General features: G+C 43.0%; 20 protein-coding genes and 2 pseudogenes. 11 read left to right on the top strand and 11 right to left on the bottom strand.

All coding sequences use genetic code 11. The annotated features are described in order from the left end of the window. Positions 1 to 165: 165 nt before the first annotated feature. The 5 genes from ACYRY3_RS18490 to ACYRY3_RS18470 all read left to right on the top strand — a co-directional run bounded on the left by ACYRY3_RS18490 (position 166) and on the right by ACYRY3_RS18470 (position 5,709). A complete protein-coding gene (locus ACYRY3_RS18490; protein ID WP_460203071.1) occupies positions 166 to 1,902 on the top strand; it encodes a S8 family peptidase in 1,737 nt (578 codons plus the stop codon). Between the two features lie 225 nt (positions 1,903 to 2,127). Then, positions 2,128 to 2,430 (top strand): hypothetical protein, encoded by a 303-nt coding sequence (locus ACYRY3_RS18485; protein ID WP_460203070.1) that lies wholly within the window; start codon positions 2,128 to 2,130, stop codon positions 2,428 to 2,430. A 245-nt stretch (positions 2,431 to 2,675) separates the two neighbouring features. Then, positions 2,676 to 3,965 (top strand): glucose-1-phosphate adenylyltransferase, encoded by a 1,290-nt coding sequence (locus ACYRY3_RS18480; RefSeq protein WP_460203069.1) that lies wholly within the window; start codon positions 2,676 to 2,678, stop codon positions 3,963 to 3,965. A 101-nt stretch (positions 3,966 to 4,066) separates the two neighbouring features. After that, the gene (locus ACYRY3_RS18475) at positions 4,067 to 4,564 is read left to right on the top strand and encodes an AAA family ATPase (RefSeq protein WP_460203123.1); all 498 of its coding nucleotides are present in this window, start codon (positions 4,067 to 4,069) and stop codon (positions 4,562 to 4,564) included. Between the two features lie 137 nt (positions 4,565 to 4,701). Continuing rightward, positions 4,702 to 5,709 (top strand): DnaJ C-terminal domain-containing protein, encoded by a 1,008-nt coding sequence (locus tag ACYRY3_RS18470; protein WP_460203068.1) that lies wholly within the window; start codon positions 4,702 to 4,704, stop codon positions 5,707 to 5,709. 254 nt (positions 5,710 to 5,963) lie between these two features. Here the strand turns inward: ACYRY3_RS18470 and ACYRY3_RS18465 are convergent, their stop codons facing one another. The 9 genes and pseudogenes from ACYRY3_RS18465 to ACYRY3_RS18425 all read right to left on the bottom strand — a co-directional run bounded on the left by ACYRY3_RS18465 (position 5,964) and on the right by ACYRY3_RS18425 (position 13,547). After that, positions 5,964 to 6,515, bottom strand: a complete 552-nt coding sequence (locus ACYRY3_RS18465) for a peroxiredoxin family protein (protein WP_460203067.1) — start codon at positions 6,513 to 6,515, stop codon at positions 5,964 to 5,966. Positions 6,516 to 6,706: 191 nt separating this feature from the next. Next, positions 6,707 to 7,225, bottom strand: a pseudogene (locus ACYRY3_RS18460) (peroxiredoxin); the annotation flags it as partial. After that, positions 7,143 to 8,756, bottom strand: coding sequence for an nSTAND1 domain-containing NTPase (locus tag ACYRY3_RS18455; RefSeq protein WP_460203066.1), 1,614 nt, complete (start codon positions 8,754 to 8,756; stop codon positions 7,143 to 7,145). The pseudogene ACYRY3_RS18460 and the gene ACYRY3_RS18455, both read right to left, overlap by 83 nt. 32 nt (positions 8,757 to 8,788) lie before the next feature. Then, positions 8,789 to 9,208 carry an effector-associated domain EAD1-containing protein gene (locus ACYRY3_RS18450; RefSeq protein WP_460203065.1) on the bottom strand — a complete coding sequence of 140 codons (420 nt, stop codon included), beginning with the start codon at positions 9,206 to 9,208 and terminating at the stop codon, positions 8,789 to 8,791. Between the two features lie 208 nt (positions 9,209 to 9,416). Then, positions 9,417 to 10,460, bottom strand: a complete 1,044-nt coding sequence (locus ACYRY3_RS18445; RefSeq protein WP_460203064.1) for a DUF1611 domain-containing protein — start codon at positions 10,458 to 10,460, stop codon at positions 9,417 to 9,419. Continuing rightward, on the bottom strand, positions 10,444 to 11,496 hold the full coding sequence (locus tag ACYRY3_RS18440; protein ID WP_460203063.1) for a dipeptide epimerase: 1,053 nt from the start codon (positions 11,494 to 11,496) through the stop codon (positions 10,444 to 10,446). The genes ACYRY3_RS18445 and ACYRY3_RS18440 overlap by 17 nt, the downstream gene beginning before the upstream one ends. A gap of 57 nt (positions 11,497 to 11,553) precedes the next feature. Then, positions 11,554 to 11,736, bottom strand: coding sequence for a hypothetical protein (locus tag ACYRY3_RS18435; RefSeq protein WP_460203062.1), 183 nt, complete (start codon positions 11,734 to 11,736; stop codon positions 11,554 to 11,556). 216 nt (positions 11,737 to 11,952) lie between these two features. Beyond that, positions 11,953 to 12,687, bottom strand: a complete 735-nt coding sequence (locus ACYRY3_RS18430) for a cupin domain-containing protein (RefSeq protein ID WP_460203061.1) — start codon at positions 12,685 to 12,687, stop codon at positions 11,953 to 11,955. 560 nt (positions 12,688 to 13,247) lie between these two features. After that, positions 13,248 to 13,547, bottom strand: a complete 300-nt coding sequence (locus tag ACYRY3_RS18425) for a hypothetical protein (RefSeq protein ID WP_460203127.1) — start codon at positions 13,545 to 13,547, stop codon at positions 13,248 to 13,250. Between the two features lie 288 nt (positions 13,548 to 13,835). Between ACYRY3_RS18425 and ACYRY3_RS18420 the strand changes: the two genes are divergently transcribed. Further along, entirely contained in the window at positions 13,836 to 14,390 is a 555-nt protein-coding gene (locus ACYRY3_RS18420; protein ID WP_460203060.1) for an NUDIX hydrolase, read from the top strand. A gap of 512 nt (positions 14,391 to 14,902) precedes the next feature. Here ACYRY3_RS18420 and ACYRY3_RS18415 read toward each other — a convergent pair. After that, entirely contained in the window at positions 14,903 to 15,826 is a 924-nt protein-coding gene (locus ACYRY3_RS18415; RefSeq protein ID WP_460203059.1) for a nucleoside hydrolase, read from the bottom strand. A gap of 14 nt (positions 15,827 to 15,840) precedes the next feature. Here ACYRY3_RS18415 and ACYRY3_RS18410 point away from each other — a divergent pair, with 14 nt between their 5' ends. Next, positions 15,841 to 16,272: a nucleoside deaminase gene (locus tag ACYRY3_RS18410; protein ID WP_460203058.1), complete on the top strand. Its 432-nt coding sequence runs from the start codon at positions 15,841 to 15,843 to the stop codon at positions 16,270 to 16,272. A gap of 96 nt (positions 16,273 to 16,368) precedes the next feature. Here ACYRY3_RS18410 and rbsK read toward each other — a convergent pair whose 3' ends face one another. Beyond that, positions 16,369 to 17,283 (bottom strand): ribokinase, encoded by a 915-nt coding sequence (gene rbsK / locus ACYRY3_RS18405; protein WP_460203057.1) that lies wholly within the window; start codon positions 17,281 to 17,283, stop codon positions 16,369 to 16,371. 356 nt (positions 17,284 to 17,639) lie between these two features. On the opposite strand from rbsK, the gene ACYRY3_RS18400 reads away from it, so the two are divergent. From ACYRY3_RS18400 to ACYRY3_RS18385, 4 genes and pseudogenes are all read left to right on the top strand, one after another. Further along, positions 17,640 to 17,867: a hypothetical protein gene (locus ACYRY3_RS18400; RefSeq protein WP_460203056.1), complete on the top strand. Its 228-nt coding sequence runs from the start codon at positions 17,640 to 17,642 to the stop codon at positions 17,865 to 17,867. Positions 17,868 to 18,148: 281 nt separating this feature from the next. Continuing rightward, positions 18,149 to 19,138, top strand: coding sequence for a DUF6263 family protein (locus ACYRY3_RS18395; protein WP_460203055.1), 990 nt, complete (start codon positions 18,149 to 18,151; stop codon positions 19,136 to 19,138). A gap of 175 nt (positions 19,139 to 19,313) precedes the next feature. Continuing rightward, positions 19,314 to 19,760 carry a patatin-like phospholipase family protein gene (locus ACYRY3_RS18390; protein ID WP_460203054.1) on the top strand — a complete coding sequence of 149 codons (447 nt, stop codon included), beginning with the start codon at positions 19,314 to 19,316 and terminating at the stop codon, positions 19,758 to 19,760. Next, positions 19,739 to 21,175: pseudogene (locus tag ACYRY3_RS18385) on the top strand (iron uptake porin); the annotation flags it as partial. The gene ACYRY3_RS18390 and the pseudogene ACYRY3_RS18385, both read left to right, overlap by 22 nt. Positions 21,176 to 21,185 lie beyond the last annotated feature (10 nt).

The following is a 21,185-nucleotide window of genomic DNA, read 5'->3' as shown; positions in this document are numbered from 1 at the left end:
AATTCAGTAAGTATAGTGAGCACCACAGCTAACTGTCAGTTCAGTAAACTTCACAAATGATAGATACTCCATTCATACAGGATACTACTTCCTAGATGAAAGTTCACTTGACTTGCCCCAATCTACGTACACTTTATGTAGCCATTAAACTATAAATGAGGCAAAATGAGGCACGAAAAACTATCTCCTGGACTGCTATTAGCATTTGAAGACTATCAACGGGAAGGACAAGAAGCGTTAACTCCACAGATACGAACCCTAAGTATATTTCCCCCTAGAAACACCCTCAAGACCACCCGCAGTGTGGTTTTTCTCTACTGCGACGAACAGGCAGACTTAAGCCACTTGTCAGCACTAGGCATTGAACTTAACCAAAATACAGGCAGTGTTCGCACGGCTTTCTTACCTCTTGACTGTTTAGCTGATTTATCTGAAGACCCTGCCATCCAACGTATCAAACCCTCGCGAAAACTCAAACTCCGGATGGATGTTGCCAAGAATGCAGTATGTATGTCTGAGTTTTTCAAGAAAAACGGTAATCTCACTGGTAAGGGAGTCATTATTGGTGTCATAGACACTGGTATCGATCCAAAACACCCGTCCTTTAAAGGGCGAATATTACGCATTTGGGACCAAACATTATCTGGACCTGGAGTTGCCGAAGGAAAATACGGGGCAGAATTGACTGGTTCGTTGCTGACTGTTTCTCAAGATACCAACGGTCATGGTACCCATGTTGCTGGAATCTGTGCTGGTGACGATGCTACCTATGGAGGGGTAGCACCAGAGGCTGAATTGGTTATAGTTAAAAGCGACTTAGATGAAGGTCACGTTGCTGATGGAGTTCGATACATTTTTCGAGTAGCCCAAGAGATGGGATGTCCAGCAGTCATCAATTTGAGCTTGGGCGGTCATTATGATGCCCACGATGGCAGTGATTCCCTCTCCAAAATCATTGACTCCGAAACGGGTTCTGGGCGAATCGTGTGTTGTGCAGCAGGCAATGAGGGGAATGACAACATTCACGGTCAAGCCACTATACCTGCTCTTAAGACGCTGACCATGCGATTTAACGTTCCATTAAATCAAACAAACATAGCACTATTAACTGCTTGGTATTCCAGCGTAGGTCAGTTGGAGATTTCTCTGCGTAGCCCTAATGGTTTTGTGACCCCTTTCCAACCAATCATCACTCAAGGCAATTACACCCAAGAATATCACCTAAAAGATGCACGAGTGCAAATAGCTACACCGGGTCCAGATCCATTCAACGGAGACTACAATATACTCGTACAAATTCGCGGTACTGGGAAGGGCAATTACAGCCAACCGGTACCGGGTGGTAATTGGCAGTTGCAGCTCCGCAATATTTCATCTAAAGATGTGCGTTTAGATGCTTGGACTCTAGATGGATCGGTGTTATTTACGGGTAAAAATATTGCAGATTCAGTAAAAATTGGGTCTCCCGGTTGTGCGAGTAGTGCAATTACAGTTGCTTCTTATACAAGCAAGGCGAATTACACTGATATCGATAACAAATTACAAGAAATGGGCTTCCAGTTGAATGATATTTCTGATTTCAGCAGCGAAGGTCCACTACGGAATAACGCCCAAAAGCCGGATGTCGCTGCACCAGGAGCAATCATTGTTTCTGCCCTCTCTTCCAGTGCTAACTTCGATCGCTCGTCCATCATTAATAGCAAATTTGTAGCGTTGTTCGGCACGAGTATGGCAGCGCCCTTTATCACTGGTATTGTAGCACTACTTTTGCAGCGTGACCCCAAGCTTGATCCAGCTGCCATAAAAGACTTGCTACGAAAAAATAGTTCAATCCCAGGCAAAGCAGCAGGAACTTTTGATATCAAATGGGGCTTTGGATTGATTAATCTAGAAAATTTGTAACTGCTTGTAAATCAATGTGTCTCTTGCGTACAACGATTTGTTTGCGTTTTTCCTACGGTAGTCACGATAACCTATTAAGTTTGATAGGTTGGTTGTAGGGCAGATTTAGGAGTCAGGGTGTGAGGGTATTAACAGTATAGGAGTTCCCCACACCCGTAGAAGCGAGTTTGGAAAAGTTCACCCTACACAATTTCCCTTAACCCGATGACATACTGTGAGGTTTTTATGGATTATCAGAAGTTAGATACCGCCCTGACAATGGCACTTAACGAAGTTGAAGATCCACAAAAGCAAAGTTTGAATGTTTTTATTCACACCAACCAAGCCGCAGACGATGCTCGTGCAAATGATATGTTAAAAAATTTGGGCGTTCCTGGTGTCGCCTGTGGAAAAGATGTGTTTACAGCGACTTTATCACCAAATGCAATTTCCCAGTTATCAGAGCAACCTTGGGTAAAACATATTAAGCTGTCGCAAAACTTGCATTTGATGAATCAAAAAATGAAACTTGGTATTAAGTTGGCTTAATGGTGTTCAAAGAAGGTAAATGCCCTACTCATAAAGCGTTTCAGGGCACAATCCATCACGCGATCGCCTGCCTTTTTTAAGCATTTATACGTATAAGTCTGGGTATTTCTTTCGTTTGAAAGATAGAAGGATGAGTTCATAATTCTGTCAGAAGCAATACAACAATCTACCTTGACCCCCTTATCAGCAGCTACAGACAGTCCTAAACTGAAAGTGTGAGTTGAAAGGCAGTCGGGAGAATTCTTGTGAAAAGCGTTTTAGCTATCATTCTCGGGGGGGGTGCAGGTACCCGCCTTTATCCTCTAACTAAGTTACGTGCTAAACCAGCAGTACCCGTAGCAGGCAAGTACCGATTAATTGATATCCCTGTCAGTAACTGTATAAACTCGGAAATATTTAAAATTTACGTTCTGACACAGTTCAACTCAGCTTCCCTGAATCGTCACATTGCCCGTACTTACAACTTTGCTGGTTTTACGGAAGGTTTTGTGGAAGTCTTAGCTGCACAGCAAACACCAGAAAACCTCAGTTGGTTCCAAGGTACGGCTGATGCAGTCCGGCAATACCTGTGGTTGATGGAAGAATGGGATGTAGAAGACTATCTCATCCTTTCCGGCGATCACCTGTACCGGATGGATTACCGCCAATTTGTTCAGCGCCACAGGGAAACAGGGGCTGATATCACCTTATCAGTGCTTCCCATTGATGACCGTCGCGCTTCTGACTTTGGTTTAGTTAAAATTGATGACTCCGGTAGGATAATCAGCTTTAGCGAAAAACCCAAAGGAGAGGCAAAAACTCAAATGCGTGTGGATACAACTGTACTGGGTTTGTCACCAGAACAAGCCCAAGAGCAGCCCTACATTGCCTCAATGGGAATATACATCTTTAAAAGAGACGTTTTGATTAAGTTGTTGAAAGAATCTTTAGAACGAACCGATTTTGGAAAAGAAATAATTCCAGATGCATCAAAAGATCACAACATTCAAGCCTACTTATTTGAGGGATACTGGGAAGACATCGGAACCATTGAAGCGTTCTATCACGCAAATTTGGCACTGACCCAGCAACCCATGCCACCCTTTAGCTTCTATGACGAAAATGCGCCAATTTATACCCGCGCTCGTTACTTGCCACCAACCAAGATGTTAGATTGCCAAATCGTAGAATCAATGCTCAGTGAAGGTTGTATCCTGAAAAACTGCCGCATTGAACATTCGGTGCTGGGAGTACGATCGCGTGTTGAGGCTGGCTGTGTTATTCAAGATAGCCTGATCATGGGAGCGGATTTCTATCAGCCTTTTGTTGAACGTCAGTCAGATTGCGAACGCACTCCAGTTCCCGTAGGAATTGGTACCAATACCACAATTCGTCGTGCCATTATCGACAAAAACGCTCGCATTGGCTGTGACGTCCATATCGTTAATAAGGATAATATCCAAGAAGCTGAGCGAGAAAACCAAGGCTTCTTCATCCGTAATGGCATCATTGTCGTACTAAAAAATGCTGTCATTGAAGATGGAACGGTAATTTAGTCCTTAGTCCTTAGTCATTAGTCCTCAGTCATTAGTCCTTAGTATTAGACCAAGAACAAATGACTAGTGACAAAGGACAAATGACTAGTGACAAAGAACAAATGACAAAACTCCTATTGCTTATTGGTCTTCCTGGTAGCGGTAAAACAACTTTAGCAAAACACTTGCTGGCAGATTGTCCTGAAATGCAAGTCATTTCTACCGATGCCATTAGGAGGCAGTTATTTGGTGATGAAGCCTTCCAGGGACCGTGGTTAAAAGTTTGGCGAGAGGTTTTGCGGCAATTGCGGCGATCGCTAGCCACAGGTAGCACAGCAATTTATGATGCTACTAATGCCCAACGACGTCAAAGGAGAGAAGTTATTGCTTCAGCACGTGAAATAGGCTTTACTCACATTACTGGAATTTGGGTAGATACTCCGGTTTGGCTGTGTTTGGCACGCAACAAGAGACGTCAGCGCCAAGTTCCAGAAGAAGTTATTTTCCGCATGCACCGTCAACTTCGTGATGTCCCTCCAAGCCAGCAAGAGGGGCTAGACGCTTTGTTTCGTTTTGCTTTCGGGCAGCACGAAAGTACGGTAATTGCGCTTGAGCAGTGAGAAAGAACCGCACTTGATTTTCTTTAATCTTTGTTAATTTAAAATCAGTATCTATCTAAATAAAATCAGTAATCAGCTAGCTGGCTACTGACAGTATACACAAAAATTTAATGGGAATTTCTAGCGGAGGCTGGTAAATGGCTTCAACGGACTTTAAAGATTACTACGCAACATTGGGAGTCAGTAAGACTGCAACTCAAGAAGAAATTAAACAAGCTTTTCGTAAATTAGCTCGAAAATATCACCCTGATGTCAATCCAGGCAACAAGCAAGCTGAAGCACGCTTTAAGGAAATCAATGAAGCTTACGAGGTTCTATCAGATTCAGACAAACGTAAAAAGTACGATCAATTTGGTCAATACTGGAAACAAGCATCTCAAGGTTTCCCTTCAGGTGGTCCTGGCGTTGACATGGGCGGTTTTGACTTCAGCCAGTATGGCAGCTTTGATGAATTTATCAACGAGTTGTTAGGACGCTTTGCCGGAGGTGCGGGTGCCCGTAGAGGGCAACAAAGCTATTCATATCGCACATCTACGGCAGGAGCAGGACCGGGCAACTTTGGCGGGTTTAGTGATTTTGGATTTCAAGATGCTAATTCTGCTTATGGTGCCCAAGATGCCGAAGCTACAATCACCCTAAGTTTTTCGGAAGCGTATAACGGTGTGCAAAAACACCTCAATCTTGGAAGTGAGGTTATTGATGTCCGCATACCCGCAGGTGCTAAACCGGGCAGCCGCTTGCGAGTGCGGGGCAAAGGACCTGTTAACCCTTTAACACAACAAAGAGGCGATTTATACCTCAAGGTTGAGCTACAACCTCATTCCTTCTTTCAATTTGATGGTGATAATTTGGTGTGCGAAGTACCGATTACACCAGATGAAGCTGCTCTTGGAGCATCTGTTGAGGTGCCAATTCCAGATGGCACGGTCACTGTCAAACTTCCCGCAGGAGTTCGTTCCGGTCAATCTTTGCGCCTGCGAGGTAAAGGCTGGCCTCAACCAAGAGGTGGACGTGGTGACCAGTTAATTAAAGTCGCGATCGTACCACCAAAAGACCTTACCCCACAGGAGCGGGAGTACTATGAAAAAATCCGCGCTATACGTAGCTTCAATCCCCGTACCCATTTGCAGCAAGTTAAACTTTAAGGATTTGGGGTCAATACCACTCCGTGGGATTGTTGTTCAAGGGTTGTTGCTCTTTTTAGGGCTTGGCAACATCAAAGCTCTGATGCAACAATCCAAATTCAGCTTGTAAGTAGGTCGGTCAGAAAAAACTAACTGGCAAGGATCGTCCTTCGTCATCAGTCATTGGTGAGTCCAGCCCGCAAGGCACGGGAAAACCGCGCCCTAGAGACTGGTGTTGGCGCAGCTTCTGGAGGAGGAGATACAAAGGAGGGTCATTAGTCGGGGTGGTTGCAGAAATATTGCTCCAGCAACTTTTCCGCGCTGGCATTATGGTCAAGGAAAGAAAATAAATGCTTATAACGGAGTTTGCCTTCTCGATCTAATACAAATTGTGCTGGCAAAGGTGCTCCTAAAGCTTGGCCAACTTCATATTTACGAAATACACGGCAACTGGGGTCGCTCAGCAACGGCATTTTTAATCCTAAATCTTGCACAACTATTTTGCTCTGCCGTTCATCAGTGCTGGTAATCATTAAAAGTTCTATACCCTGCCTTTGAAATTCCTCATAGTTTTCATTCAAAGCTTTAATATGGGGATAGCAAAAGGGGCAATAGTTTCTTTCTGTAAAAATCCGAGTAAAGGCAAGTATGACTGGTTGTTTGCCTCTATAATTTGATAATTTAACTAGAGTTCCATTAGTAATATCTGGAAGTTGAAAATCCGGTACTATTTGTCCTAAAACTAACGTATTGCTTGCTGGAATAGGTAGAAAATTGCGGAGAAAACGCTCATTAAATAATTCGTTGAAATTTGTTGAATTTAACATTTTTTTATGACAAATTCAAGAGGCGGACAACTATAACGAAATAATTCCTAATTCGTAATTCATAGTTGTACTTTTAATTACAAATTATTAATGACAAATTAATATTATGCCTATCTAAGGTTAACCTTGAGTTAACTTGTAGTAGAGCAACTGCCCTACTACAAAGCTATTGGATACCAGACAGTTGGATTCTAGACAGCAGAGAAGTAAACTTTGGACTTCACGGGGTCGGGAACCATTGTCTTGTCACCGGGTTGCCAACCGGCTGGGCAAACTTCATCGGGGTGAGACTGAACGTACTGAATGGCTTGCAGAGTCCGCAGAGTTTCATCGACATTACGGCCAAAAGCCAAGTTGTTGATGGTAGCGTGCTGGATAACACCATCTTTGTCGATGATAAACAGACCGCGTAAAGCAACGCCAGCTGCTGGATCGAGAACGTTGTACGCAGCGCTAATTTCTTTCTTGATATCAGAAACTAGGGGGTAGTTCAGGTCACCGACGCCACCAGACTTGCGATCGGTCTGAATCCAAGCGAGGTGTGAAAACTCGCTATCAACAGAAACACCAAGGATTTCGGTGTTAATTGTCTTAAATTCTTCGTAGCGATCGCTAAAGGCTGTGATTTCAGTGGGACAAACAAAAGTAAAGTCTAGGGGGTAGAAAAAGAGTACGACATACTTGCCGCGATAGTCGGAAAGTTTGATTGTTAATTTCATGAGCAATTCCGGCAGTTAAAGCACCTAAAGAAGCCAATTTTTCTTGAGCAATAATTTGCGCTTGTGTTGCTTTCAATTTTCCCAATATGCTTGCTAACTCATGATTTTTTTCCTGTAATTCCTGGGTTCTAACTTCTACTTTCTGTTCTAAAGTCCGGTTGTAATCCTCTAACTGCTTGTAGAGATAAGCCATTTCAGCTTGTCGTAGCTCCTCTTCCTGCTTCTCTCTATTCCGTAATGCCATAGCAGTTTGGATGAAATCCCGCTCCTCTTGACTCAGGTCTTCTGCGCGTTTCTGCTGCCAATTTTCTGCTTCATTTAGTAAGGCACCTCGCAACAACGCTCCATCATCTCTTGCTGTATTTTTCCATTGTCGCTTCGCTACCCGTAACTGCTCTTGCCAAATACGGAAACTACGGTCATCCTTCATCCACTGACGTAGCTGTTGCCATTCTCGAATCAGCACTTCATGCGCTAACTCAACTTTCTCTTCCTTAGTCTGCTCATCCCGTCCTGTTACCACCAGCCGCGCTTCAGCACCTGCTAAAAATGTCACTAACTCCCAATTTCCCACCTCCGCACGGGTTGCCAAACGTCGGGTATCTTCAGTACCTTCCCCTGGACGTACTAACTGTAAAAAGATTCGTTGTGCTTGTTTCTGCTCTACTTCACTCAAACCGGCGTAAACATCTTCCGCATGGTTCACCAAAGCCTTCGTTACTCCCCCAATCTCTTGATATGCCTGATGGGTCAATTTTCCTTGGCTCTGCTTTGTCCATAATTGCGTTAGGGCAAACTCTAAAAGAGGCAACTTTCCTGGTTCCTGATTAACATCATTCAGAATTACCTCCGTCAGCTGCTCCTCCATCTGCACTTGCACCTGTTGAGCAGGACGCTCAATAGCAGCCCGCATTTCCTCACGGCTCATTGTAGTAAGAAGCACCAGGGGGTGTTGCTCTAAAACTTTCCCAAAAGGGGGATAATTTAGGACGTAACTTAAAAAGTCAGCCCGTAGCGTTACTATTACTGTCAGTTTGCGAGGAGCTGATTGAATCATTGCCAGTAGGACATCTACAAAGCGCCGTTGTTCCTGAGTATCCTGGCAAAGGGTGTAGAGTTCTTCAAATTGGTCAACTACCAACAAAAGTCGTTTATTTGGATAAGGTTCAAGAATGTGTGCTACAATCTGCGACGCTGCCAACTCTTCCTGTTTCATCCTAGCAGCTAGATTTGCCGATCGCTCTAATTGCTGAGTTTTATCTAGTTCTGGTTCGAGCCATCGCACTAGTGCAGACGCCAGCAGATAAAATGGTTGGCTTTGAGGACGGAAAGATTCTATCAGCCAAATTCCTTTTTCTCTCAACTCAGGAATTAGCCCTGCAAATATAACGGAAGATTTGCCGCTACCGGAAGAACCAATTACAGCTACCAAGGGCTGTTTATAAACAACCTGTCTTAAGCTCTTAACAAAATTCTCCCGCCCAAAAAAGTAGACACGATCCTTTTCTTGAAATGCTGACAAGCCCCGATACGGACAATCTGCATCGGGGCTAATTAGTTTTTTCTCAGCGCTTCCTTAGAAGAAATCTCGTCATCATCTGCTAGAAATTCCTCAGCTTTCTTGTGGAATTCGGCTATGGTATCTTCCTTGCTGCTGTTCGGTTTATTCTGTGGATTGATGTTATTGCTTGTACTAGGGATTGGATTACCTGCTAGCAATTCAGTGGCGATCGCTTGTAGGCTTAGGTTTCCAGGGTTTTCTTTGCCTGCAGCCCTAACTAGCGTAAGAAGCCATCCTTGAGCGTCTGCCCTTTGTATCAATTGGAAGACAACGTATTGTAGATCGTTGTCTTGAGTAATTTCGTTTAAATTTTTTCCCAGCTCAAAATATAACAGTTGTTCCAGTGATGACCTTTCGGGGAAAGCTCCGATCAAAGCATCTCGTAGTTTTCTATATTGTTGGGGCGTCGGCATTTGATTTTTCAAAAAAGGTTAAATTCTTTACGTCTAAATAAGCAAACAACAGTAACTACTTATTTTTCCGTCTTTGCCTCCAAAGCTGCCATTCTTTCTTCAAGCTTACATGGAGTCGAGTGAGGGTATTGCCTCCCAAACTTGCTGCAAATAAAAACGCAAAGAAAAACAAAAACTTCCTTGCGCCTTTACGTAGTACTCAAAAATATTAACCCTTGAACACTGCATCCAACAACTTAGCAGCACCAAAACGGACTGGGTCGGTACATGGGAGACCGGTTTGGGACTCAACTTGAGCGATCGCATCCTTAGCTGCCGTCTCGTCTAATTGCCTGGTGTTAAGACTAATACCCACAACAGGCACTGGAGCAAAAGCACCTCCCGCACGGGCGACAGCTTCATAAAGCTGAACCACCTCTGACAAAGGTGGAATCAACACACCACCACTGGATACCTCAGTTTTTCCCGCTTGATGTACCAGTATCATGTGGGTTGGCTGCGAACCGCGTATCAAAGGCAGAGTTGCAGTGGAACCGGGGTGTAATAGCGAACCTTGCCCTTCAATATGGAGAATGTCGTAATTTTGACCATAACGCATCACCATTTGCTCCACAGCACCAGCGGCAAAGTCCACCCTAACTGCATCAAGTGGAACACCATCTCCTTCCAACATCAACCCAGTTTGACCCGTTGCTAAAAATTTAGAACGCTTCCCCCGCAGTCGCGATGCCCAATGCAACTCCAAACTAGTTGACATTTTGCCGACCGACATATCCGTGCCCACAGTCAACACCCGACGACAGGGTAAAGTGCGTGCCATACCAGAACCTACACCTAAATTTGGTGGTTCTTTCCGCACATCCCAAATGACTTGTCCCGGTTTTAGCAATGCCTTTAATTCTGGTATCATTGACAAAGGCGTGTGCAAACCGTTGACTATCGACATTCCAGATGTCACAGCGTCTTTAAATTCATGCCAGTAATCATCAGGTACACCACCCCCTTTAGGGGCAATACCTATAACTAACACCTGAGGTTTGTATTCCAGCGATGCAGCCACCGATGAGACTATCGGAACATTACGCTTAATACCTGTTAATTCCGACAAGGATTTCCCCGCACAATCGCGGTCAATCACTGCTACGATTGGGGCTTCACTATAACGTAAAAGTGCAAGCCCAGTTTTGCCATGAAGCCCTTTGATTCCTTCATGCAATAGGATAGCGACCCGTTGATTAAGCGCCAGACGCACTGTGTTGTACCCCCAACCCTGGTAAAAAATTTGGTAAAACTCTCCCCTCCTGCAAGACTGCACCTGTAAAGGGGTCATCTATGAGATTGAGATGGCTATCTAAATCTAGATAGTCAGCTAGTGAGGCTAATTGTACTGCTGCTGTATTGGCTAGCGTACTATCGGAATAGCAACCAAACATCACTTGCAACCCATGTGCCCGTGCTGTGTGTACCATTCGCATTGCTTCTGTTAAGCCCCCAGATTTCATCAGTTTGATATTAATTCCATCTACATAGTTTGCCAACTTGGGAATATCCGAGCTAGTAAAGCAACTTTCATCAACAAAGATAGGTAGAGAAATCCGCTTCTTCAAATCCGCTAAACTTTCTTCCTGCCCTTTTTGCAGTGGTTGCTCTACATACTTTACACCCAACTCAGCAAGCCAATTGCACATGGGTACTGCGTCTTCCAAACTCCAACCCCCGTTTGCATCAACATACAGCTCTTGCGCTGGTGCTTCTTCTCGCACTGCCAATAACATCTTCCGATCGGCAGCAATACCATCCGGACTCCCCAACTTTACCTTAAAAACACGAACATCTGTAAATTGCAGCCAGTCCCGTGCTCTAGCCCTTGCTCCTTCTGGGGAATTGATACCAATTGTTACCGAAGTAGGCACAATAGAATTGCGTTCCAGTCCCCACATTTGCCATAGAGGTAGCCCCACGCGCTTTCCCAACCAATCATGCATTGCCACATCTAAAGCTGCCTTTGCAGAGGAAGGAATGCCAGATTCACCCAACACTTGCTCCACAGCCTGCCTTTGCAATGGGCTAAATCTTTGTAAAGAAGGCGCAACTTGCAGCAAAGCATCCTTTATTGTCTCACTTGATTGCGAATGGGTACCCACACTAAAAGGCGATGCTTCTCCCCAACCTTCTATACCCTCATGGGAAATCCTAACCCATACATTTGCCGTCTGTGCCGTTGTGCCGCGACTGATTGTTAAAGGAAAGCGCTTGTTGACAGTAAATACCTCTACTTTTATCTGCATGATTGTGGTTAATATTTCAATGGAGTAAGTTAAAAAGTGGAAAAATCTACCCAAATATTACTGTTTGTCAACTTCTTCAACAAGTTTATCCACAAATTCTCTAAGTCGTTCTTGCCAGTCAGGGACGGCTTTAAGTTTATCTCTAACACCTTTACGGACATTGAAACACACAGATATAGGGTCAAAAGCTTCTTCATTCTGTGGTCGATATGCAAACTTGTTTCCTTTTTTAAATGGCATCGCACAAAACCAACTCTATATGCCAAAGTTGTAGCATATAGATGGGACGCGAGTGTATTATTGGGTTTTAAGACAGAGCTAAATTCCAGAAAAAAGGCAAAAGAGCCGAGATGCATAACTTTCACGTGGCGCGTCTCGGCTCAATACCATTATCGATTCTTTGCGACGGCAGTTGCGCTAAATAAAATCCATCCCATTAATCAGCAACGCCAATATTCACACTTCTGGATGTGAAAAATCTTTTCCAACGATAAATCTCGTTGCATCTATAGGATAAGTCTTAATATATACCATACAACCTGTTGCTGACGAGGGACTATAGGAGCAACCGGGTGGATACCGTAGCCAACTCCCAGCCTGATAAGTTCCTAACTCATCACTGAAAGTTCCTTCTATGACAAAGATTTCTTTCACCTCAGACTCGACTACGTTCAACAATGCTGTGCCAGGTTGCCAGCGCTCAATCCAGACTTTTTCAGGAAAACTTATTTGCTCATAGAGGGGCTTCACCTCAATTTGAGGGATAATACCCGACTGCCAGGGTAACTGGTAAATATTCTTTCGCACTTGCTGACGATTTTGTCCACCATGTTGGCGTAATTTAACAAAAGTCAGACAACTCTCTTCGCTGTAGGGGCGATGGATAAACCCTTCAGGATTGAGCATATAAGTTCCTGGTGTATGGATACCTGTTTCGTCAGCAAAGTTTCCTTTGAGTACTAAAATTTCTTCTCCTCCAGGGTGTTCATGTAGGCTGAAAAAGCCACCAGGAGCGAATCGAGTCAACATCGTCACTGGATGATCTTGAACTTCATTATCGGACTCAAAGCAAAAAAACGATATCCCGGTAAACTCTGTTTCATACCAGGCTTGAGTTGGTGATACTGCTACACGTATTGATAAATTTTCGTTAATTTTTTGAGGTTGCCAGTACAGTTGAGAAGATAGCATTGTCAGGTTTCACATCAAGTAGAGCGGTTAAATTACACAACTTTCAGAATGTAATAAGATTCTAAAGGCTCAATAATTCTTCTAGCCTCAATTGTGTAAAAAGCTTCATATTAAGCGACAGGAGTATAAATATCTAAATTATCCAAAACGACTCAAATTTTCTCAGACCTAGAAAAATAAATATTGACTAAGGCTTTCATTTGATGAGCAAAGTCTTGTTTTGTTGTTGACCGTGTAACTTCTACATATCGCCCAATACGGTTCGGTTAAGTTCTTAGCAGTGTTAAGTACAGAGAAAGTGAGTGTTTGTAACATAATTTTTGCTTTTCAGCATATTTATTTATAAATTTCGTAAATATATTAATATTTGTGAGAAAATAACACAAGGACAGTTAAGACAGTTAAGACGCTTAAGAGAGATTTAACGAAATCTTTATTTTTTCTATGTGGTGTTGAGGAGTAATGTTTTTTAGCATCGACTGAGCAAGGAAGTTTCGCGGTTGCTCCTCTCCATAACCCTTATAAATAGTGCTTTTGGGCAAGTCAATCAATTCCGTTGCTTACTCAATTTTCTTACGGTCATCACTGGTATCTTTTTCTCCTATTGACCACCCAGTACTTAACTCTAAAATCTGTTGGTGTGCTTTTACCCATCCTTCTACTGCACACAATCGACGATCTGATTGGGTGATGACGTATGTCAATAACAATACACTCAATTGCCCATTGCCTTGAGCCCCGGCGCGATCTTCTGAACTAGCTGAACTTTTCCGTGTAATACTAGGATCGGCATTGTTCTTAACGACCTCTGACAAATAATCAGCCCCAGTCATTCCAAAACATTCAGCAGTAATACCCAAAGCCTTCCACGTTTAATCAGTTAATCTTATTGAACGTACTTGAGGATAATCGTCATCTTTGAGTGCGAACTTCCCTTGGATATCTCGTTTTAACATCAGCATTTCCGTGTATTACCTCGTCAGGTTAACATGGTGAGCAGCATCTTTAACCATGTATTACACGATTAGGTCGATTTTTTTTCGTGTCATCCTTCAATCAGGAGCGAACGTACAGTTTTTATCCTTTATCCCCGATCCTTTAAACTTGATTTATGACATTTTTTGCATCTTTTGGTACTCATTCTTCCCATGACTAACTTACAAAAATGGAAGATTCTAGACTCAACAATGGTTTTGAACCATTCCTGGTGTAAAGTCAGGCAAGATCGGCTAGAATTACCTAACGGTAAAATCATAGACGACTACTTTGTCAGCATTAAACCAGAAGTTGCCTTAGTATTACCTATTACTAGTAGCAGAGAAATTGTTTTCGTCCGTCAGTACAGACACGCAGTCGGTGACTTTTTCATCGAACTTCCCGCAGGAAGTTTTGACCCAACACAAGAAAGTGCCGAAACAGCAGCGATGAGAGAACTGCAAGAAGAGACAGGTTATATTACCCAAAAACTACAAAAGATATCAACACTTTACGATAAGCCAAGCAAAGATACCAATCAAATACACTTATTTTTAGCAGAAAATGCGGTAAAAGTTGGAGAGCAAAAGCTAGATATTACAGAAGAAATAGAAGTTCTTTTAATTCCCGTAGAATCCGTCAGAGAAAAAATTCTCCAAGGAGAAATTTCTGTTGCAGGAACCGTTGCAGCCCTTTGCTTGGGATTGAATTTTTTAAGACAAGGATGAAGTATCAAGGATAAAGGATGAAAAATAATTCTTGTAGGTTGGGTTGAGGAACGAAACCCAACATCCCATCAAGGATGAAGTATCAAGGATAAAGGATGAAAAATAGTTCTCGTAGGTTGGTTTGAGGAACGAAACCTCATCAAGGATGAAATATCAAGGATAAAGGATGAAAAATAGTTCTTGTAGGTTGGGTTGAGAAGCGAAACCTCATCAAGGATAAAGTATCAAGGATAAAGGATGAAAAATAGTTCTCGTAGGTTGGGTTGAGAACAAAATCCAACATTTAATCATTGTTCTACCCAAACTACGTAATACATTTGGCAATTTAAGACTTACTTTTAGAGATGTCCAAGAAATAAATTATCATCTTGTGGTCCGGGCGTCCTCGCCCGTTCTAGCCATAGATTTAAATGTTATCTAGACGCGCCATGGCGCGTCTCTACATTATCGATTTGTATCATCCTTTGGGTAAGATGATATTAGTTCTTACAGCTTGGGTTTCGTTCCTCGATTTATCTTGCCCACTGTTGCAAGATATAAGCGTAGAAAGCGTCTTTATCTACTTTATCCATTGCATAAATCTTACGACCTCCAGGTACTATTTTGGTACGCCCCTGACTCAACCCAGCAGTCACAATTTCTGTTTCCCACTCCCGCAGTTCATAGAATTCTGGATGAGCAAGATATGCGGTTGCCAGCACATCCCAAAAATAATAATCTTGAGGGATGACCAGGGCGTAACATTGTCCCGCCAAATCGGATATCGGATATTGGCGCTGCTTTCCCATTTTGTACACTATGTCTGAGGTGACGGGTACATTGTTGGTTAAATCCAACGGACACATGATAATCTCAAGATGCGATCGCCATACCCGTTCAACAGAAATAGGGTCCCAGTAAGCATTCCATTCAGCAGAACCATCTTGTCCCGGTTCCCAATTTTTCTCCACGTTACCCGAGACATTCAGCGCACCCCCCATCCAGACAATTCGTTGAATTTTCGCTTCTACTTCCGGTGCTTTATCGAGTGCAGTTGCGACGTTGGTCAATGGTCCGGTGACCATCAAAGTAACGGGTTCTGGTGACTCCCGCAACACCTGTATCATGAAATCTTGACCGGGCTGTGTCAGTAAAGGTGTACGAATTGTTTCACTTTGATTGAGAATGGGAAGATGGTCAACAATAAAAGAATCGCGACGATAGAGACGAGGAAAGGGGTTAATACCACGTACAGTACTTTCAACGACGGGAATATGAGAACATCCCATTAAATCTAGAATTTTACGCGTGGCGCTAACGGCTGGTTCAGCGTAGCAGTCAGCTGGAGTGACGACAATGCCAAGTGGCTGTACATTATCCATCGTCATCAGCAGCATAGTTGCTAGATAATCATCTACACCGCCATCGTGATCCATCAAAACCAATTGTTTAGACATGGAGATTTGAAAATATGGATGAGTTTATGCAAGCTGCGATCGCCGAGGCAAAACAAGGCAGACAAGAAGGTGGAATTCCAATAGGTTCCATTCTTGTCAAGGATGACAAAATCATCGGCAGAGGGCACAACAAGCGCGTGCAAGATGGCGATCCTGTCACCCACGCCGAAATCGATTGCCTTCGCAATGCAGGAAGAATCGGCAGCTATCGAGGTACAACACTCTATTCAACCTTAATGCCGTGTTACTTGTGCGCTGGGGCAGTCGTACAATTTGGTATAAAAAAAGTAATCGCTGGAGAATCAAGAACTTTTCCCGGAGCCAAAGAATTCATGGTATCCCACGGTGTAGAAGTGATTGACCTCAATCTTGATGAATGCGAACAGATGATGAGCGAATTTATTCAAGAGAAACCCGAACTTTGGAACGAGGATATCGGTAAATAGGGATTATACCATTTCACCTTAATTCGGATACACATACATTGTGTAGAGACGCGCCATGGCGCGTCTTTACATAGCACGTCTCTACATTTGGTTGTTCTACCCTTTCAAAAACTCATCAAACGTCAACTTATCTGGAAGAGAAGGCTGCGCCCCTGATTTTGTTGCAGCTATTGCACCTGCGGCTGCACCCCAAACAACAGCCTGACGTAAAGACAGCCCTTCGTGAAGTGCTGCAGCCAAACCCCCATTAAACGCATCTCCCGCAGCAGTCGTGTCAACTGTACGAACTGGAAATGCTGGAACGAAAAAAGTTTCCCCTGCAGTTGCACAAACGACGCCCTTGGCACCTAGTTTCACAATTGCGTTTTTCACACCCCGTTGCCGCAACACTGCACTAGCCTGTCTTGCCGACTCTTCCCCATCTACAGGGAAACCCACCAGTTGCCCTGCTTCCACTTCATTAGGTGTGATGATATCAACTAACGAATAAAGTTCGCCGGGTATATCTTTGCGGGCGGGTGCAGGGTCGAGTATCACTGTCACTCCTGCTTGTTGTGCCGCTTGGGCAGCTAAAATAACGGCAGGTATGGGAATTTCAAATTGTAAAAGTAATGCTTTCGCTTCTGGTAACAAAGAGGATAAACGTTGTACATCTTCCTCATTCACGCGCCCATTTACACCGGGAATGACAATAATTTGATTTTCACCTTTGACATCTACGGCAATGACGGCAACACCAGAACTCACAGTGTCATCAAAGAATACATTCTCAGTTTGCACGCCAGATTCTTGCAGGCTGTTAACGAGTTCCGTACCAAAACTATCTGTGCCCACACGCCCTACCATATATGTGGGAATTCCCAATCGTGCTGATGCTACAGCTTGATTTGCACCTTTGCCCCCTGGTGCTTTGAAAAAATCCTGTCCCAGCAGCGTTTCTCCTGCAACTGGCAACTGGGGTGTTGTTGCGACTAAGTCTATGTTGATGCTGCCAAAGACGATAATAGTCATAATCCTTGATTATCGTTTATTCTTAAATTCCCTGGGTCTAATACTACAAGGAGCGATAAGCTGGGTACAGCTTGCGCTCCACGCGATAGCTTCGCTCCTGCCCGGAAGGCAGATCGCTTCGGGTTCAAACCACTGAGAATTTCCACACTTTTGAACAATATCTAGCATACGATGAGGGAAGTCATATTCGCATGAAAGCTCAAGACGAAAAAGCCGTAGTTGAGTGGTTAGAGAATCTCTGCAATTGGATTAAGGAAAACATCAACCTATGATTCCCCTAGATATACGCCTTTACACTTGGGTTGACGTTGAAGAAGTTTTACTTCGCATTCAAGAACAAAGATGTTTTCACTAAATTGCGCGAGCTTTATGAAGAAGAGCGAAAAATTCCTTTCACGCGGGAGCAACTACGATTATCTGTAGAAGAAATGAAGATATTAGAAGAAAACGGTGTAGTCATTCGTGAAAAAGATGATTATTATATGCCCGAAATCTTCCGTTTGGGATTACACTTTTCACTTACAGCTATAGGACGTCCTGCTGTGATGTCTTTGGCACGCCGCGCTGCTAAACAGGGAATTTAATATACAGCAAATTCCAATTTGTATATGTTGGGTTTCGTTCCTCAACCCAACCTACGTTTATCCTTCATACTTCATACTTTAAATTAGGTATTATCACATAGAAGTTTATAGAAAAGTCAAAATAAGCATTGTGGGATAGAACAGGTAATTTCTAAGATGCCAACTGCGACTGGAATAGAGATAAACCAGTAAAATTTCTGAACCTTATTTATACAACATTTGCTGACATATATTCATAAAAAAGGATAAGATGCAAATCAATCTTATTATTGGTAGATGTAGTGAAAATAGTAACAAAAAATTTGTTGATTGGCGGAGTAGCTATTCTGATTGCTGGAGCAGGATTAAAACCCTCATTAATACTCGCTAAAACTGAAACACCAGTAGAGCAGCACTTTGTTAAAAACAGTACAAAAGTTGCTTCTAGCCAAAAAAATCAATTTCAATTGCTTAATCCAGGAACGGGAGCAAGACAGCAATTGCGTTTTAAACCTAAAGTTAATGCTCAGCAAGCAATAGTGATGACTATGGATATGGATATGGCAATGTCCGTATCAGGTCAACCTGTTCCCACATTTAAATCACCAGGAATGGCAATAACGTTGCAGGCAAAAGTTACCAAAGTTGATTCCAATGGAGATATTCATTACGAATTCTCCTACACTAATGTTGATGTTGTAGGGAATTCTAATCTACCGCCACAAGTACTTCAAGCAATGCAATCTAAAATCAAAGAGTTATCTCGTATCAAGGGTTCTGGGATTGTCGATAGTAGAGGAAATAACAAAAAGCTGAACTTGTCCATACCACAAGATTTAGACCCTTACATGAAACAAACGCTGCAGCAAATGTCGAAGTCTTTTGAAGAACTTTCTACACCTGTTCCTCAGGAAGCTGTAGGTTTGGGTGCTCAATGGCGCGTCGCATCGAATTTGAATATAAATGGTATGAATCTCAAACAGATAGCTACATATGAGTTAGTCAATCTCAAAGATGGTGTTGCTACTCTTGCATTGAATGTAGAACAGCAAGTACCAGCATCTCAGAAGATAGATATTCCAGGAATGCCTCCTGGCAATACATTTACTATTAAATCCTATACTGGTACAGGTCAAGGAGAAACAACTGTGATGCTGAATAAAGTGCTACCGATTCGCTCAACTATGAACGTGCGTAACAGCTTGGAAATGGTTGGAAAGACTCCTAACAGTCCAGAAGAAACAACGATAAATCAAAAGCTATCAATGAAATTGTCTACTACGTCTAAGTAATCACCTATATTCTGCGATCGCAAAATCCTCTGTTTCCAATTCGCGATCGCATTTCACCTGTCATAGATATTTTATCTTCTTTACAGATTGCTAAAAATTGCCAGCTAATTCCTGATATTGACTAAAATAAATCCATACATCGACTGCACTTCTGTAGTAAACAATTAGGAAGAATATGCCTTTTCGGATTTTATGCTTGGATGGTGGAGGCATTAGAGGAGTTGTGGCTGCAACAATGTTGGCAGAAATAGAGAAGCAAATTCCTCAGCCTTTGAATGAGTACTTTAACTTAATTGCCGGAACTTCTACAGGCTCAATTTTGGCAGCAGGAATCGCCAAAGGGCTGAAAAGTGAAGAAATTATTCAAATGTACAGGCATCAAAGCCCGAGAATCTTTCCTTACAAAAGCCGTTTCTCCTTAAAAAGACTTCCATTACTTTTTAAGTATGGTTTGTCTGCTCCCAAATTCTCCAATAAAGGCTTAATTGAAGTCCTGAAAGAAGTTTTTGGAGAGACAAAACTGTTTGATGTCATCTCGCCATTGTTATTAGTAATATCCTATGACACAATAGAACGGCAGCCACTTATTTTTAAAAGTTTACAGCTACCGCTGACTTGGTAAGAAAAGAAGACCTTGCTACGGTGCAGCGCTTGCAAGAAGAATTCTCTGCAGAACTGGCTACTCTACGCGGTCGTGTCGATGCTGTAGAAGCTCGCACTGCTGAATTAGAAGCCAATCAGTTTTCGACGACCACTAAGCTGGTTGGGGAAGCTATTTTTAGCTTGTCTGATGTTTTTAGCAATGAGCGTGCCTTTCCCCTGGGGATTGATGAAGATGATTTGGCAGGCGTAGACATATCAGGTGATACCTTGTCTGCAGCAGCAGCGAATACTCTTATAGCTAGGGGTGTAGAGGTTCAAGGCGACAACGCTACCGAACGCCAACAAAGATTGCAAGCATTAGTTAATGCTTATGGTTTGGGTAACGTCAGAAACAGTCGCGACAGAGAAATAGATGGTAACACCGTCTTTGCCGATCGCGTGCGTTTGAACTTTAATAGTAGGTTTGTAGGCAGCGATCTTTTGCAAGTTCGTTTACAAGCTAGAAACATTACCCCATTTGGTACGAGTGTAACGGGTACTAATATGACTCGTTTGGGATTTGATGGAAATGAAGGCAACGACGTTCAATTCGACAACCTATACTATCAGTTCACCTTGGGAGATGCACTGAGCGTAAATATTGGTGCTACCGCGACAGAATTCGACGACACCGTCTTTGTGTTCAACCCTGCCTTTGACAGCAGCGGCGGCGGTGCTATTTCCCGCTATGGAAGGTTCAGCCCTATCTACCGAACTGTGGATAATGCCGCAGGTATCACTCTTACCTTCGGGCCTAATTCACCCATCAGTGCAACGGTGAGTTATCTAGCACCACAAGCCAATAACCCAGGTCTGGGTCGTGGTATTTTTAATGGTTCCTATGCAGTCATGGGTCAAATTGGTTTTCGTCCCAGTCAAGCCTTCAATTTAGGTTTAACCTATGTACGTAGTTATCAAAATAGCGAAGCTGAGATTAACCTCTTTACTTCTACAGGCAGTTTTCTTGCCAATCGCCCCTTTGGAAACACTGCTACTACTGCTAACCACTACGGCGTACAAGCATTCGTCCGTCCAAGCTCTAAATTTATTATTTCAGGTTGGGCAGGTTACTCACAAGCAGAATCCGAAGCAGATGATGGGCCATTTGAAAATGTAGATGCCGATATTTTTTACTGGGCTGCTGGTTTAGCACTTCAAGACTTTGGTAGAGAAGGCAATACCCTCGGTCTTATCTTTGGTCAACCACCTAAAGTGACTGATAGCGATGTTCTTGAAGATAAAGACACTTCCTATCACTTAGAAGCTCTTTATAAGTTTCGTCTCACCGATAACATTGCTATCACCCCTGGTTTGTTGGTCATCTTCAATCCTGAGAACAATAACAATAACGACAATATCTTTGTAGGTACGCTGCGTACTACTTTTACGTTCTAGAAAGTTATTA

The sequence above is a fragment of the Scytonema sp. NUACC21 genome, from assembly GCF_054684315.1.
Note: the sequence above shows the minus strand (reverse complement) of the source record. Positions and strands in the feature narration are given on the sequence as shown.